The following is a 15259-nucleotide window of genomic DNA, read 5'->3' on the forward strand; positions in this document are numbered from 1 at the left end:
CCATTAAATCAATATGGAAGAACAGGATAATCAATTGAACATAGAACTTACCGAAGATATCGCCGAAGGCATATATTCAAATCTAGCAATCATAACGCACTCCCATACAGAATTTGTTGTCGACTTCATTCGCGTAATGCCAGGAATTCCAAAAGCGAAAGTAAAGTCGAGAATCGTCTTAACACCTGAGCATGCGAAACGATTAATGAAGGCTTTTCAAGATAATATCGCGAAGTATGAAGCCATGAATGGCAAAATTGATACGCATGAGGAACCCCCATTTCCAATGAACTTCGGAGGTCCAACAGCGCAAGCTTAAGCTTGGTTATGAGTTGTTCGTTGATGGTATTGATTTTAGCCTTGTGATATTTTTATGAAACGCATGGCGGAATCTGACCAACAGCCAATAATGAATAACGAATTGCAAGTACATGAAAAATCTAAATTTTAAGGATAAGTGGATATTGGTTACCGGCGCCTCATCGGGATTGGGAGAGGAGATGGCGAGGCAGTTAGCTGTTCAACATGGCGCGAATTTAATTTTGCTAGCTCGTCGTAAAGAGCGGTTGGAACAATTGAAGATTACCATAGAAAGTGAAACGGAATCAAGTGTTGATATTGTTGTTGCAGATTTATCCCAACCCGAGCAGATTGAAGAAATTCTGGAAACAATTATAAGCCGACGAGACTTGTATGCAGCTATCTTAAATGCGGGCGTTACCTATTTGGGGAAACACTTGGCGCTGCCAAAGGAACAATTTAACCAAATGATCCAAATCAATATCATTAGCGTTACCTATATGACAACCCAATTGGTCGCGTACTTTGAGAAAAAAAAATCTGTCGGTGGTATCATGATCGTCTCCAGTATGGCAGCAATTTTCCCAACGCCCTTCCAGGCAGCTTATGCAGGTACTAAGGGGTTTCTACTTAACTTCGCTTCGGCTCTTTCACAGGAGCTAGATAATAAAGAATTGTCGCTTACGATATTTTTACCGGGAGGTATTGCTACGGAAATGACGGCAGGCGACGGCTTTAATGAACTTCGCGGTTATCTGATGCCGGTACAACAGGTTGCAAAAGAAGGATTGCTGGCTTTCAAAAAAAGAAAATCGACTTATATTCCCGGATTTCTCAATCGTTTAAGTAGCAAATTGTCTTTTTTACTCCGGAAGGAGTTTATTATTAAGCAGACGGGTAAGACCTATAAGAAATCGTTGGATAGACATTCGGAGTTGTGAGTTGCCCGTTGTGGGTTATGAGCTTTTTAATTTACAAAACTCACAACTCGTAACCAACAACTCACAACTTTTATTTAAACCATTCCATCACCTCGTCCTTCGTAGGCATGGCAGATTCAATTTTCATTTTTTTCCGTAATCCGCCTAAATCATTGAAGACTTTGTTTGGATTGGCTGCTTTTAACGACTCAATGGTGATAAGTCCCATTTTCTGCAATGCAGGAACCCAAACAGCTGGAATTCCTTGAGCCTCGTAATCAGTCACAGAAGCGGTTTTGATAACTTTTTCAGGTCGCATCTGTGGGAAAAACAACACATCTTGTATACTTGCCTGATTTGTCATCAGCATTGCTAATCGATCAATACCAATACCGATTCCTGAGGTAGGAGGCATGCCATATTCCAACGCTCTTAGAAAGTCGTAATCAATAAACATCGCCTCATCATCACCCCGCTCCATTAACTTCAACTGATCCTCAAAACGCTTAAGCTGGTCTATTGGATCATTAAGTTCGGAATAAGCATTCGCTAATTCCTTTCCATTTACCATGAGTTCAAAACGTTCAACAAGTCCTTCCTTGCTGCGATGTTTCTTCGTTAAAGGACTCATCTCTACCGGATAATCAATAATAAATGTGGGTTGAATATAATGATGCTCACATTTTTCACCAAATATCTCGTCAATAAGCTTTCCCTTACCCATGCTTTCATCTACCGGGATATGAAGCTGCTTGCATACATCCCGTAATCCCACCTCATCTAAGCCTGAAACGTCAAAGCCTGTATGCTCTTTTATTGCATCATATATGCTGATCCGTTTATAGGGAGCTGCAAAGTTAATTTCCTTATCGCCAACCGTTATGGTGGTCTTTCCGTTTGTAGCTAGCGCCACCTTCTCGAAGAGCTGCTCTGTGATGTCCATCATCCATAGGTAATCTTTGTATGCCACATAGAATTCGAGTACCGTAAATTCAGGATTATGGGTTCGGTCCATTCCTTCATTGCGAAAGTTTCTGCTGAATTCATACACCCAATCGTAGCCGCCAACGATTAAGCGCTTTAAATACAGCTCATTGGCTATCCGTAAATATAACGGGATGTCAAGTGCGTTATGATGCGTAATAAACGGTCTTGCAGCAGCACCGCCCGGTATACTTTGTAATACCGGTGTGTCTACTTCAATGGCTCCCTGTTCATCCAAAAATTGCCTTATGGCAGATTTGATTTTAGTTACTTTGGTGAACGTTTCCCGAACGTGCGGATTTACTACTAAATCAACGTAACGTTGTCTATAGCGAAATTCAGGATCGGTTACGGCATCGAACACTTTTCCATCTGCTTCCTTAACTATCGGCAGAGGTTTCAGCGATTTTGCTAGCAATGTCAATTCAGTTGCATGGATGGATATTGTTCCGGTCTGCGTTGTAAAAACGTGTCCCTTTACACCAACGAAATCTCCAATATCCAATAATTTTTTAAAAACGGTGTTATATAATGTTTTATCCTCGGTGGGGCAAAGCTCATCTCTTGTCAGATAAACCTGAATACGACCTGTCGAATCTTGAAGTTCAAAGAAAGAAGCACTTCCCATCACTCGCCTACTCATCATACGACCTGCAATACTAATATTTTTATAATTCAGCTTGTCGCGATCATAATTTTCATGGATGTCCCGTGCGTTAGCATTAATGTCAAATGCCTCTGCAGGATAAGGTTCTATTCCTAATTGGATCAATTGATCTAAAGCCTGTCGGCGCAATACTTCCTGTTCTGATAAAATGCTGCTCATTTAGTTAAAATATGTACTCACTTGAAGGAGAAAGAACATGGGCTTCTGTATACTGATTTACGAAATAACCTCGGTTCTGATTTTTCGCAAACTTAGATAAAATTGGCCTGATATGCAAAGGAGTAAGGCGTAAAAAGGAGTGTATTTTAGCGGTTTTTAGTTATTTATCAATACGTGTGCTGTAGCGTTTTGTTGTTTTTATCGTTATACCGATGTATGGTTAAAAAGAACTACGAGACGGAATTGACAGCAGCTACAAGCTAATTTGAAAATAAAAAGGTGTATCAGGGAAATCCTTTGTGTACCAAAAATAAGAACATCTTTTTTAGCAGGTTTGCGTATTTTTGAATAAGCTTTGTTTATTTGCTAATTAAATAGATGGGGCTTTCCAATTAGTAGTATTGCTGTAGTGAATTACCGTTTAGGATTTTTAAGTAAAAAGAAGACATTAACACTAGAAAGTGCCTTGGATGCTTGTGTCCAAACGGATGCGGAACGGGCTAAAGAATTTATCTACAAAAAGTACTATGGATACGTGTTAGCAGTAGTGGCAAGGTATATAAAAAGCGAATACGATGCGGAAGAGCTGGTAAATGAAACATTTATTAAAGCGTTTAAAAATCTGCCTCGATTCAACAGAGTAGGTGAAGGAAATGTTCTTGAAAAATCATTTAGAGGTTGGCTAGCAAGAATAGCAGCAAATTTATCCATTGACTTATTACGATCTCAAAAAAATATGGTGGCAATGGAGGATGTAGGTGAGCAAGAAGTTAAACCGGTTTTGGTTAATGCTTCCGACAAGCTCTTTGCAGAAGATATCCTAAAGCTTTTAGAGAGATTACCCGAAATTCAACGGATCATTTTCAACTTATACGAAATCGAAGGATATGCACATGAAGAGATTGGAAAAATGTTAAATATACCTGACAGTACATCCAGAACATACTTAACCCGGGCAAAACAGCGGTTACGGAAGCTTTATATTGAGGAGTTCGCCATAGGAAAACAATAAAGTATAGAATTTACTATGAAAGAAAAAGATAATAAGGAACTGATCGATCGTATGGCTGAAGTCTTGCGAGAGCATTCAGCGCCTTATAGAGAAGGGGCATGGGAACGATTTGCAAGCACGCAAAAGCAAGGAAGAAAGGTTGTACCAATTTGGTACCTTGGGGGCGTGGCAGCTGCCGTTTTATTGGGGGTGGCGCTTTTTATGAATAGAAATAATGTTGACAAGCAAATTCCACCTGCAATAACTTATACACAAAATAACGGATCTGGGGAATCTAAAGGAGATTCTTTGCTGCAACAAGCCTCTCCGGTGATTACTGGGGAGACAAGTGCTGAGCATAATAACAAACGTAATGGGAGCCTACTGGCCCAGTCATCTAACAGAGGTTCTGAAGGAAAAAGCGCATCTACTTTCGCAGAAGTATTTAATAAGGAACAACCGACCAAAATTGATAATCGCATAGCGCAATTTGATCAAAAGAAAAATGAAGCTTTATCTTCTAATGGCTCTAGTATCGAAAGAGAGGAGCCGAATTCGGAGCAAGTGCAACAAAAAGGCAAAATTATCGAAGATACATCTAAAGAAAAGGAAGAAGCATTAATTAGCATGTTGAGGGAGAACAGCTCGTCGTCGAATTCTTCTGAACGTGCATTGATGAATAATGCCGACTATTCCGGAAATAAGCGCTGGAATGTAGGCGTTGTGTTTGCGCCCTCGCTAACAGAAGAACGTTTCAATATGGGAGGGGGGGTAACCGTAGCGTATAACATATCCAAAAAAGTATCTATTGGTTCTGGTGTTTCTTTGGTTGATTTAGGATTCCATCAGTCGTCACCCAACGCATCGAACGGAACCATGAATTCGCCCGTTTCAGCTTCACTAAGCGACGCATCTCCGACACTAAATGCAAAATCGCTTGAAACCAAAGAGCTAACGTCGATAAATACTAATTTGTTAGCTTTGGACATCCCAATTGATATTAAATATCAGGTGAGTAAACAATTTTATGCCAGTGCGGGTATTTCCTTTTTTGCGGTATTAAATGAAGATCGGACCAATAACTTTTTGACTCGGACACCAACAAATAGGACAATTCAAAACACGGAAGGCTATGCTTTCAGCCAGCCGGAATTCCAAGTGAATAACGTCAGTGAAAAAGCGGAAGAGACACCATTTCAAGGGAATGGCTATTCCGGGTTTCTCAACTTTTCAGTGGGAAGAAAAATGCCTATTTCGAGAAAAGTGGGTATCGCCGTTGAACCGTTTTTCAAGATTCCAATCGGTAGCTTATCCAATCAAAATATGAATCTTCGTTATGGCGGCATTCGTGTAATTACCAGTTTTTAGTAACTTAGGTGAGTTGATCGCGCATAAGGCTTATGAAGGTTTACTATATTATCCCGGCAAGCAGTAAAGTGCAAGCAATGGCTTTATGGCCTTTTGTCATTGCGAATACATCGCTGCGAAATCGAGGGGTTTCTATGCAGTTGTTAAGACATGAAAAAATTCATCTGAGGCAACAATTGGAATTGTTGATTTTACCCTTTTACATTTGGTATATTGGTGAGTGGCTGGTAAGATGGTGGATTTGTAAGGATCCGAATCGTGCTTATCGAACTATTTGTTTTGAGCGCGAAGCATATATTAACGATGAGCAAAAAAATTATCTGAAGGTTAGGAAGGCTTGGAGTTTCTTAAAATATCTAAAATAAAAAGGACATCTATTGATGTCCTTTTTATTTTAGATAACGATACTGTTCATTAATAAAGTGTGAATTCTACTCGACGATTAGCTTGTCGTCCTTCTGCTGTCGCATTCGTCGCAATTGGTTGAGTTGGTCCATAACCGGTTGCTTCAATACGTGATGGATTAGCTCCTTTACTTACTAAGTAAGCTTTAACAGCTTCCGCACGTTCTTTTGACAAACGCATATTCAATTTCATTGAACCTGTGTTATCGGTATGTCCTGCCAATTTAAGACTGAAATTCTTCTCTACTAATAACCTGGCCACCTTATCTAAGCTTGGATAAGATGTAGGACGAATCGTTGCTTTACTTAGATCAAACTCTAAGTTTTTAATAGCTTCATCTACTACCCGACGATCTTCTTCCGTTACGGTGATTTGTTGTACTACTTTTTTAGCTTCAGGAAGCGGGCAGCCCGATCCATCTACTTTTGCATCAGCTGCGGTGCCTGGGCACTTATCAAATTTATTCGCAACACCATCACCGTCATCATCTGCTAAATCAGTTGTTAATTGAGCTTTTAACGCTTCATTTTCCTCTTTTTGTGCTTTCAAAGCTGTCGCTAATTCGTCATAACTTGCCTGATATTCTTTACGCATATCGACTACAGGATTACGATTGCCTAGGAATGGTTTTGTAGCATCTCCCAAAGCGAATTCAAGACCGGCATGTACATAAGAGAACATATCTACTTTGTTGGTGCTTAAACCATCAAGCGTACCGGTATTTGCCAGATTGACTTGGTAACCTAAATCTATATTGATCCCATTAGCTACACCGAATTTGAAACCTAAGCCTGCAGGAATAAACGCTTTGGTGGTTGAGCCAAGCTCTTGTTCCACACCGCCCATTGTTATTGTTGGATTGTAATTGAGTGCTCCCAATCCTACTGTCAAATAAGGTTTAATTACACCCTGTTGATGTCTCCAACTAATATTCGCCAATGTAATGTCGGCACTTAAAGCGGCCGACCACGGAAGCTTAGTGGAAAATTTATCATTACTTCCTTCGGCGCTACCACTTAATTTTCCTCCTAAATATTCAGCTCTCAGTCCGAATGCAGGTGTAATTTGCTTTTTTACATAAAAATTATAACCCAATTGACTTTCTGATGAACCGAAGTCCTTTCTTAATCCGATAATGTTCCATTGATTAATCACCCCGGCTCCAACACCGATTGACCAGGTTCTAAATTCGCTCTCAGGAGCAAATGGCTTAACATCATTTACCTGGGTGGTTTGAGCAAATGCAGGCGCAGAAGCTAAAAGTGCTAAAGCGACTAAAGAGTTTGTTTTTTTTAGTCTAAAGTTCTTGATCATAAAATTTAATTTCGTGTCTAAATTGTTTTCTGAAATTTGATGCTGTATTACCAAAAATTAGACCATTTTCTGCTTGGTTGATGTAACGGATTGATTATTAGATGCTTTTATTTGGAAGGAGGAGCGGGAAATGTGCTAAAAAAAGGACGATTTCTCGCTCTTTTTCACACATTTCCTCAAAAAGATACAGTTATCGTAAACGATCTGCCGACTTGATAAGTTTGGTATCGTGATTAATGCCTTTAAGCGCTAAGAGTAGAAAAATAATATAGGGAGGGATAAGTAACGCACCGATACCGATATTATTTAGTTCGAGACTTTTGTTAACTGCTTCAACAGCACTATTAGCAGACAGAAACAGCCAAAAAGCAAAGAGAATGACCAATAAAAGAGTAACTAAGATCAGACTTACCTGTTTTTTTCTGTTTTTATATTTTAAAATGGTGATCAGCGGTAATACCGCCAATAAAATTGTTGCGATTGCCTGAAGGATAAAAGTGAAAGACGTGCTCAACTGATTACGGCCCCCGGTGTTATTTAAAACCCCTGTTACTTTTAATGCCATGGCAATCCCGCTGTTGTCAGAAAATTGTGCATATGGGAATAAAAATAAGACTAGGATAGTCACCGAAGCCAACAATAGCCAAACAGTTTGTATACGTTGTATCATGTAAAAAATATATATTGCTACAAAGATAATATATTCGTATCAACGCGCAAGGTATAAGTACACCTTGGATATGGAGAAAGTCTTTCTTATGGATGTCAAAAATCTACCTACTTTTATCTAAGTTTGCAGGTAGTGAAATCAGCAACGAAAAGATATTTTGTAGAACTTGCTTTCCATGGGGGAGCTTACCATGGCTGGCAAATACAGGAAAATGCAATTAGCGTGCAGGAGGTACTTAATAAAGCTTTGGGTACCCTATTACGGGTGCCAGTTAATACGGTTGGCTGCGGAAGAACGGATACCGGTGTACACGCAAAGCAGCTCTTTGCACACTTTGACGATGCGGTTGGTGCGATTGAAGGCAATGAAGAACGCATTGTGACAGGTTTGAACGCGCTATTACCGACAGATATTGCGGTAAAGCAACTTTTTGTTGTTGCTCCTAATGCGCACGCTCGTTTTGATGCGATCAAACGATCTTACGAGTATCATATACACTTCGGTAAGAATCCATTCCTGCATGGCTTTTCTTGGCAATTAAGGGATCGACCGGATGTGGAAGCGATGAACGAGGCCGCGCGACACATGATGAAATATAAGGATTTCAGCTGTTTCAGTAAATCACATACACAAGTTTTTACCAATAACTGTCAGCTTACGAAGGCAGAATGGCAATGGCTTGATGGAGGGCGTCTGGTTTTTTATATATCGGCTGATCGGTTTTTGAGGAATATGGTAAGGGCAATAGTTGGTACTTTAATGGAAATTGGAAACGGAAAACGCGATTTAAATTATATTCACGAAGTCATCAATAGCAAGAACAGAAGCATGGCAGGTGTTTCGGTGCCTGCTTGTGGATTATATCTTACCGAGGTTTTGTATCCCTGGGACGAAAAATAAAGTAAAAAGTTCCTTTAAAACGGACGGTGTATCAATAATTAAAAAGCTGTAGGCTGATATCTGAGGGCTGAACGCAGCGAATGTAAAAATGAGTGAAGCAAAGATAACAGGTAGAACATATGACACCCAACTGTTACGCAGACTGGGAAAATATTTAAGACCCTATCGAACCTATTTTGTTTGGTCGGTTATACTCACCCTTATTGTAGCAGGTATCTCTCCTCTTTTACCGATGTTGGTAGAATATACCCTTGATCAGTTTATTTTAAAGAACAACTATCAGGGACTGAATATCATGACCTTAATCATGTTCGGTTTGCTGATTTTTCAAACCGCTATCAGATATTATCACACCTTGCTGACCAATTCGTTGGGACAGTCTGTTATTCGCGATCTCCGAATTGAGACCTTTAATCATATCACGGATCTTCGGCTGAAGTATTTCGATAAGACTCCAATTGGTAGACTGATAACTCGTACAATATCGGACTTGGAAACCATTGCCGATATATTTTCTGAGGGATTAATACAAATCATTGGTGATATTTTGCAGTTGATTGTGATCATAGGTGTCATGTTCTATACTGATTGGGAGTTGACACTCATTGTATTAATACCGATGCCGTTGATGGTTATTGCTACTCATTTCTTTCAAGAAGCCATGAAGTCTGCCTTTCAGGATGTGAGGCATTGGGTATCCAATTTGAATACCTTCTTGCAAGAGCATATTTCAGGTGTCAGCATTATCCAATTCTTTGCTCGTGAGAAACAAGAAATGGATAAGTTTAAAGCGATTAACGCGGAACATCGAAATGCCCATATTCGTTCTAATTGGTATTTTTCCATTTTTTTTCCGGTTATCGAGATTATCATGGCCATCGCCTTGGGATTACTTGTTTGGTATGGTTCTAAATCTATTTTGGCAGGGCGTATCTCACCCGGTGTTGTGGTTGCCTTTATTATGTATATCAATATGATTTTTCGGCCTATCCGAGAATTAGTTGATAAATTTAACACACTCCAAATGGGAATGGTAGGGGCAGAGCGTATCTTTACTGTTTTAGATACGGATGAAAAGACTCCAAACGATGGAATTTTAAAACCGGAAAAAATAAAGGGAGATATCACCTTCGATCATGTTTGGTTTACCTATGACGATTATATTGAAACGAACAAGAAATTAAACTTACCGGATCCGATCGTTGACGATCACAGCGTAAAATGGGTGCTCAAGGATGTGAGCTTTACCGTAAAGGCCGGTGAAACGCTGGCCTTAGTCGGCGCAACCGGTGCGGGTAAGTCTTCCACCATCAATATTCTTAGTAGGTTTTATGAGATCAGTAAAGGATCGATCCGATTAGACGGTGTCGATATCCGGTCGTATGACATTAACTATCTGCGTAAAACAATTGCAACCGTCCTGCAGGACGTTTTTCTTTTTTCCGATACGGTAGCTAATAATATAAGTCTTTACGATGCAAGCATTACTCGGGAGGCCATGATAGAGGCAGCAAAGAGGGTGGGAGCACATGAATTTATTGAGCGCCTACCTGGCGGTTATGACTATCAGGTTAGGGAACGAGGATCCACTCTGTCGGCAGGGCAAGCCCAGTTAATATCCTTTATAAGAGCTTTGGTCCACGATCCCAAGATCCTCGTGCTTGACGAAGCGACTTCCTCCGTAGATACTGAAACAGAGTTGCTGATTCAGGCCGCTATTGACAAGCTGATGAAAAATCGAACCTCCATTGTCATTGCTCATCGTTTGTCTACTATTCAGAAAGCCGACAAAATCATTGTGCTCGACCATGGTGAAATAAAGGAGATAGGCAATCACCAGGAACTCCTTCATCTAAATGGCTATTATAAGCGCTTATATGATTTGCAGTTCCACTCTGCGGGCATTTAATGTGGCTGTTGGTAATTCGTTGCCGGTTATTCGTTGTTCGCCGGGATACCCTGCGGCTGGTTGCAGTGTACATAAATCTAGGGCCCTTGCAATCGAAACAAGTATCTTTAAGGATCGCAGCTTATAGCTTACAGCCTAAAGCTTACAGCCCAAAGCTTATGGCTTAAAACTTATAACCTAAAACGTACAATTGGCTGAAAGCTATTTTAAATCTCTTTCCCTTATTTTAAAATGAATTTAGTAAGTTTGCCATACAAAAATTCGACCAATGAGTGTACTTGTAAATAAAGATTCAAAAGTTATAGTTCAGGGCTTTACCGGCACTGAAGGTTCGTTCCATGCGTCACAAATGATCGAGTATGGTACCAATGTAGTAGGTGGTGTAACTCCTGGAAAAGGAGGGCAGACTCATTTAGACCGCCCTGTGTTTAATACGGTTCAAGACGCGGTAGATACTACGGGTGCTAACGTATCCATTATTTTCGTCCCCCCCGCGTTTGCTGCGGATGCAATCATGGAAGCTGCGAGTGCAGGAGTGGAAGTTATCGTTTGTATTACAGAAGGTATTCCTACAAAAGATATGATCCAGGTGAAGGAATATCTAAAAGATAAAAAATCTCGTTTAATCGGACCGAATTGTCCAGGTATTATTACTGCTGATGAAGCGAAAATCGGCATCATGCCTGGTTTTATCTTCAAAAAAGGTAATGTCGGAGTTGTTTCCAAATCGGGTACTTTAACATATGAAGCAGTAGACCAAACGGTAAAAGCCGGATTAGGAATTACAACAGCTATTGGTATTGGTGGAGACCCTATTATCGGCACCACTACAAAGGAGGCAGTAGAGTTATTGATGAACGATCCCGAGACAGAGGGTATTATTATGATTGGCGAAATCGGCGGCGGAATGGAAGCTGAAGCAGCCCGTTGGATCAAAGAGCATGGCACTAAACCAGTGGTTGGTTTCATTGCCGGACAGACTGCGCCTCCGGGACGCAGAATGGGACATGCCGGAGCGATCGTCGGTGGAGCTGACGACACCGCAGCAGCGAAAATGAAGATCATGCGTGAATGCGGAATCCGTGTAGTAGAATCTCCTGCCGAAATCGGTGTTGCTATCGCTGAAGAATTAGCGAAAGTACAAGCCTAAGCTTCATTAAAAAGATCATTGATATGGAAGCTGCAGGTTAAATGTTAAATTACGATCAGCTGACAACATAAATATAAAGCCCGAAAAAAAATCGGGCTTTTTTCGTATATTGTATTAATAGCTGAACAATATGAGGAACATTAGTGTTTTATTGCTGTGTTTAGGTTTGTTTTTTCAAGCCTGTGCACAAAACGCGTCGCGCGAAAATAAATCAACTCAAAAAAAAGTACAAATGGAATCAAAAGAGCAAATAGATACGACTATTAAGTCGGCCGGTAATTATAATAAATTAAGTGCAGAAGAAGCTTGGGTCATAGAACAAAAAGGTACAGAAAGACCTTTTACAGGTGCTTTACTAGACAATAAGGCTAAAGGCGTGTATGTTTGCCGCAAATGCAATGCACCCCTTTATCGCTCTGAAGATAAATTTGAATCGCATTGCGGGTGGCCGAGTTTTGATGATGAGATAAAAGGTGCCGTTAAACGGATTCCTGATCCGGATGGCATGCGAACGGAGATTGTGTGTGCTAATTGTGGCGGGCATCTTGGGCATGTGTTTTTAGGAGAAGGATTTACAACAAAAAATACCAGACATTGTGTCAACTCCATCTCTATGAAGTTTGTTCCGTTAGAAAAGTAACGGAAAGTATATCGTAAGCTCCAGACGATTGAGCAGTCCAACAAATAATTGTATGGGATAGTTATGATCTCGGAAAACACTACATTTAACTGGTCGAACAATAGTATTGTGCATTGCCTTGTTATTGGCCACTTGTAAGGCCATAAGCCATTAAATCGTTTTAGTACTGCTCTTTTCAAATATATTCTTTATTTTAGCCATCTTAACATCAGGCTAACATAAATACTTTAAAATGAATAAGAATATTTCTCGGTTCGTATGTAGTGCATTATTGAGTTTACCTTTGCTTGTAAGTGCACAAGAGAGAAAATTAGTTGATTATGTCGATCCTTTTATTGGCACAGGAGGACATGGCCACACTTTTCCCGGAGCAACTGTTCCATTTGGCATGGTACAATTGAGTCCGGACAACGGCCAGGCAGGTTGGGATTGGTGTAGCGGCTATCACTATAGCGAGAATCACATTGCGGGTTTTAGTCACACACATTTAAGTGGAACAGGTATTGGCGATTGGTTAGATATATCAGTAATGCCTTTACTATACCCCTTAAAAGATGAAACTGCAGACATCAGGGCGACCTTCAATCATCGTAACGAAAAAGCTTCGCCCGGGTATTACGAAGTTGAACTTGATAATAAGATAAAGGCAGCATTGACAGCTACAGAGAGGGTAGGATATCATCGTTATCAGTTCCCGAATCAGAGTATTCCTGTTTTGCGACTGGATTTGGGATTTCACCTCAATTGGGATTCACCCACTGAAACCTATGTGAAGGTTTTGGATGATTCCACATTGGTTGGTTACCGTTATTCTACCGGCTGGGCTAAGGTACAACGTGTATATTTTGCGCTAAGAACTTCTCAACCATTTAAGGAGGCTATCTTAGCGGGTCACGGCGTGCAGTCGGCACAAATTAAAGCGGCCAAAACCGAAGAAAAAGGAAAAGGAATCAGTGCTCAATTAGTATTTGATGAGCAGCAAAAGAATATTGAAATCAAGGTAGCCCTGTCTATGACGGACGAGAACAAGGCACTCCAGGCTCTCGGCGAGATAGGCGATTGGAACTTTGCGCGCGTAAAAAATGAAGCTGCCGATAAATGGGAACACGAGCTGCAAAAAGTGCAGGTTTCTTCTTCTGATGAAAAGTTAAAGCGTGTATTTTATACTGCACTTTATCATACCTGTATAGCTCCCTCTCTATTTTCGGATGCTGACGGGGCCTATAAAAATGCAAGTGGCAACGTACTAAAAATGACAAATAACAATCAAAGGTATACCGTTTATTCGTTGTGGGACACATTCAGAGCACTTAATCCGCTATTTACTATTACCCAACCTGAGAAGTATACGGCCCTGCTTAATAGTATGCTTGCTTTCTATGATGAAAACGGCTTGTTACCGGTTTGGGATTTAAGTACCTGGGAAACGAATACCATGACGGGATATCATGCTATACCCGTCATTGCGGATGCCATATTAAAAGATTGGCCCGGCATTGATAAAGAAAAAGCATACAAAGCGATGCTAGCCTCTGCCTTTCAAACGGGCCGGGGTGTACCTGAATATATTAAGTATGGATATATGCCACAGGATAAAATGGGGCACAGTGCAAGCGTAACGTTAGAATACGGTTATGATGATTGGTGTATTGCCCAGGTGGCGAAGAAACTTGGAAAGGAAGAAGACTACCGGAAATTCAGCAAGCGGGCCCAGGCTTATCAGCATATTTTTGATAAAAATACAGGCTTTATGCGAGCCAAAAACAGCAATGGTAAATTTGTGGTTCCTTTTGATCCTTACTTGTCAGAGCACGATGAAGTGAAAGCGCAGTATGTAGAAGGAAATGCTTGGCAACACTCGTTCTTTGTTCCGCACGATGTGCGCGGCTTGGCTAATTTATATGGCAGCCATAGTAAATTAAGTCAAAAATTAGATTCGCTGTTTTCGGTTAAATCGGAATTAACGGGAGGAAATACATCACCGGATGTGAGTGGTATGATTGGTCAGTATGCCCATGGTAATGAACCCAGTCATCATATAGCATACATGTATAGTTTCTTGGGAGAGCCTTGGAAGACGCAAGAACGGGTGCGGCAGATTGTCGACTCGATGTATCACGATCAACCGGACGGTTACGCAGGAAATGAAGACTGCGGGCAAATGAGTGCTTGGGCTGTATGGAGCATTGCCGGTATTTATCCAGCCAACCCTGCTAGCAGTGAATATGTAATAGGCAGCCCAGCTGCCGATGAGGTGATTTTTAGGCCCGGAGGAGGCAAAGAATTGTGTTTTAAAGCTATTAACAACAGTAAGAGAAATATATATGTGCAGGAAGTAAGATTTAATGGTAAAAAATACGATAAGACTTATTTTACACATGCTGATATAATAAATGGTGGGGAAATTGAGTTTATAATGGGAGAGAAGCCGAACAAGAAGTGGGGAAAGAAGAAGGATAGTTGGCCACAATCGGCAATAGATAGCGAATAATGAGATATTTTTGTGATATAGTTAAGCAGGCACTGATTTTCAGTGCCTGTTTATTTTTACTGGCGTCATGTACACCACGCTTGCACGAACGAGGAGGCGCTTCTTACTACGCTGATAAATTTAAGGGGAGACGCACGGCCAGTGGTGAGAAATTCAGACAATATAAGTTGACCGCAGCCCATAAGACGCTGCCTTTTGGTACAAAAGTTAAAGTAAAAAACCTAGACAACGGGCGAACTGTAAAAGTACGGATTAACGATAGAGGACCGTTCGTTTCGGGAAGGATTATCGATTTATCGAAAAAAGCAGCTCGTCGATTGGGAATCATTCAGTCGGGAACGGCGAAGGTCGAGATAAGTTATAAGAAAAAACGAAAATGAATTAGCTAATT

The 15259-nt window shown here is 40.6% G+C and carries 14 protein-coding genes; 11 read left to right on the forward strand and 3 right to left on the reverse strand.

The features are described 5' to 3' along the window. Positions 1-13 precede the first annotated feature (13 nt). Together E0E36_RS16695 and E0E36_RS16700 are read left to right on the forward strand one after the other, a co-directional pair. A complete protein-coding gene (locus E0E36_RS16695; RefSeq protein ID WP_013665683.1) occupies positions 14-319 on the forward strand; it encodes a DUF3467 domain-containing protein in 306 nt (101 codons plus the stop codon). Between the two features lie 112 nt (positions 320-431). Then, complete coding sequence (locus E0E36_RS16700; protein WP_013665684.1) at positions 432-1241, forward strand: SDR family NAD(P)-dependent oxidoreductase; 810 nt, start codon at positions 432-434, stop codon at positions 1239-1241. 70 nt (positions 1242-1311) lie between these two features. Here the strand turns inward: E0E36_RS16700 and lysS are convergent, their stop codons facing one another. Continuing rightward, positions 1312-3030, reverse strand: a complete 1719-nt coding sequence (gene lysS, locus E0E36_RS16705; protein ID WP_130856893.1) for a lysine--tRNA ligase — start codon at positions 3028-3030, stop codon at positions 1312-1314. 409 nt (positions 3031-3439) lie between these two features. Here lysS and E0E36_RS16710 point away from each other — a divergent pair, with 409 nt between their 5' ends. The 3 genes from E0E36_RS16710 to E0E36_RS16720 are packed head-to-tail and all read left to right on the forward strand — an operon-like array spanning position 3440 to position 5754. Then, complete coding sequence (locus E0E36_RS16710) at positions 3440-4042, forward strand: RNA polymerase sigma factor (protein WP_130856895.1); 603 nt, start codon at positions 3440-3442, stop codon at positions 4040-4042. A 15-nt stretch (positions 4043-4057) separates the two neighbouring features. After that, a complete protein-coding gene (locus tag E0E36_RS16715; protein ID WP_130856896.1) occupies positions 4058-5389 on the forward strand; it encodes a hypothetical protein in 1332 nt (443 codons plus the stop codon). 32 nt (positions 5390-5421) lie between these two features. Then, positions 5422-5754 (forward strand): hypothetical protein, encoded by a 333-nt coding sequence (locus E0E36_RS16720; RefSeq protein ID WP_013665688.1) that lies wholly within the window; start codon positions 5422-5424, stop codon positions 5752-5754. A gap of 49 nt (positions 5755-5803) precedes the next feature. Here the strand turns inward: E0E36_RS16720 and E0E36_RS16725 are convergent, their stop codons facing one another. Together E0E36_RS16725 and E0E36_RS16730 are read right to left on the reverse strand one after the other, a co-directional pair. Then, positions 5804-7108 carry an OmpA family protein gene (locus tag E0E36_RS16725; protein WP_130856898.1) on the reverse strand — a complete coding sequence of 435 codons (1305 nt, stop codon included), beginning with the start codon at positions 7106-7108 and terminating at the stop codon, positions 5804-5806. A gap of 190 nt (positions 7109-7298) precedes the next feature. Next, positions 7299-7778 carry a DUF4293 domain-containing protein gene (locus E0E36_RS16730; RefSeq protein WP_013665690.1) on the reverse strand — a complete coding sequence of 160 codons (480 nt, stop codon included), beginning with the start codon at positions 7776-7778 and terminating at the stop codon, positions 7299-7301. Between the two features lie 132 nt (positions 7779-7910). Here E0E36_RS16730 and truA point away from each other — a divergent pair, with 132 nt between their 5' ends. The 6 genes from truA (at position 7911) to E0E36_RS16760 (ending at position 15248) form a co-directional block, all read left to right on the forward strand. Then, on the forward strand, positions 7911-8678 hold the full coding sequence (gene truA, locus E0E36_RS16735; protein WP_013665691.1) for a tRNA pseudouridine(38-40) synthase TruA: 768 nt from the start codon (positions 7911-7913) through the stop codon (positions 8676-8678). 88 nt (positions 8679-8766) lie between these two features. After that, a complete protein-coding gene (locus E0E36_RS16740) occupies positions 8767-10587 on the forward strand; it encodes an ABC transporter ATP-binding protein (RefSeq protein ID WP_130856900.1) in 1821 nt (606 codons plus the stop codon). Positions 10588-10855: 268 nt separating this feature from the next. After that, positions 10856-11737, forward strand: coding sequence for a succinate--CoA ligase subunit alpha (gene sucD / locus E0E36_RS16745; protein ID WP_013665693.1), 882 nt, complete (start codon positions 10856-10858; stop codon positions 11735-11737). A 232-nt stretch (positions 11738-11969) separates the two neighbouring features. Continuing rightward, complete coding sequence (locus E0E36_RS16750; RefSeq protein ID WP_198140337.1) at positions 11970-12377, forward strand: methionine-R-sulfoxide reductase; 408 nt, start codon at positions 11970-11972, stop codon at positions 12375-12377. Positions 12378-12609: 232 nt separating this feature from the next. Then, positions 12610-14868, forward strand: a complete 2259-nt coding sequence (locus tag E0E36_RS16755; RefSeq protein ID WP_130856902.1) for a GH92 family glycosyl hydrolase — start codon at positions 12610-12612, stop codon at positions 14866-14868. Next, positions 14868-15248 carry a septal ring lytic transglycosylase RlpA family protein gene (locus E0E36_RS16760; protein WP_130856903.1) on the forward strand — a complete coding sequence of 127 codons (381 nt, stop codon included), beginning with the start codon at positions 14868-14870 and terminating at the stop codon, positions 15246-15248. Before E0E36_RS16755 ends, E0E36_RS16760 begins: the two co-directional genes overlap by 1 nt. The last annotated feature ends 11 nt before the right edge of the window (positions 15249-15259 follow it).

Origin of the sequence: Olivibacter jilunii, from assembly GCF_900607235.1 — a bacterium.
GTDB lineage: Bacteria > Bacteroidota > Bacteroidia > Sphingobacteriales > Sphingobacteriaceae > Olivibacter > Olivibacter oleidegradans.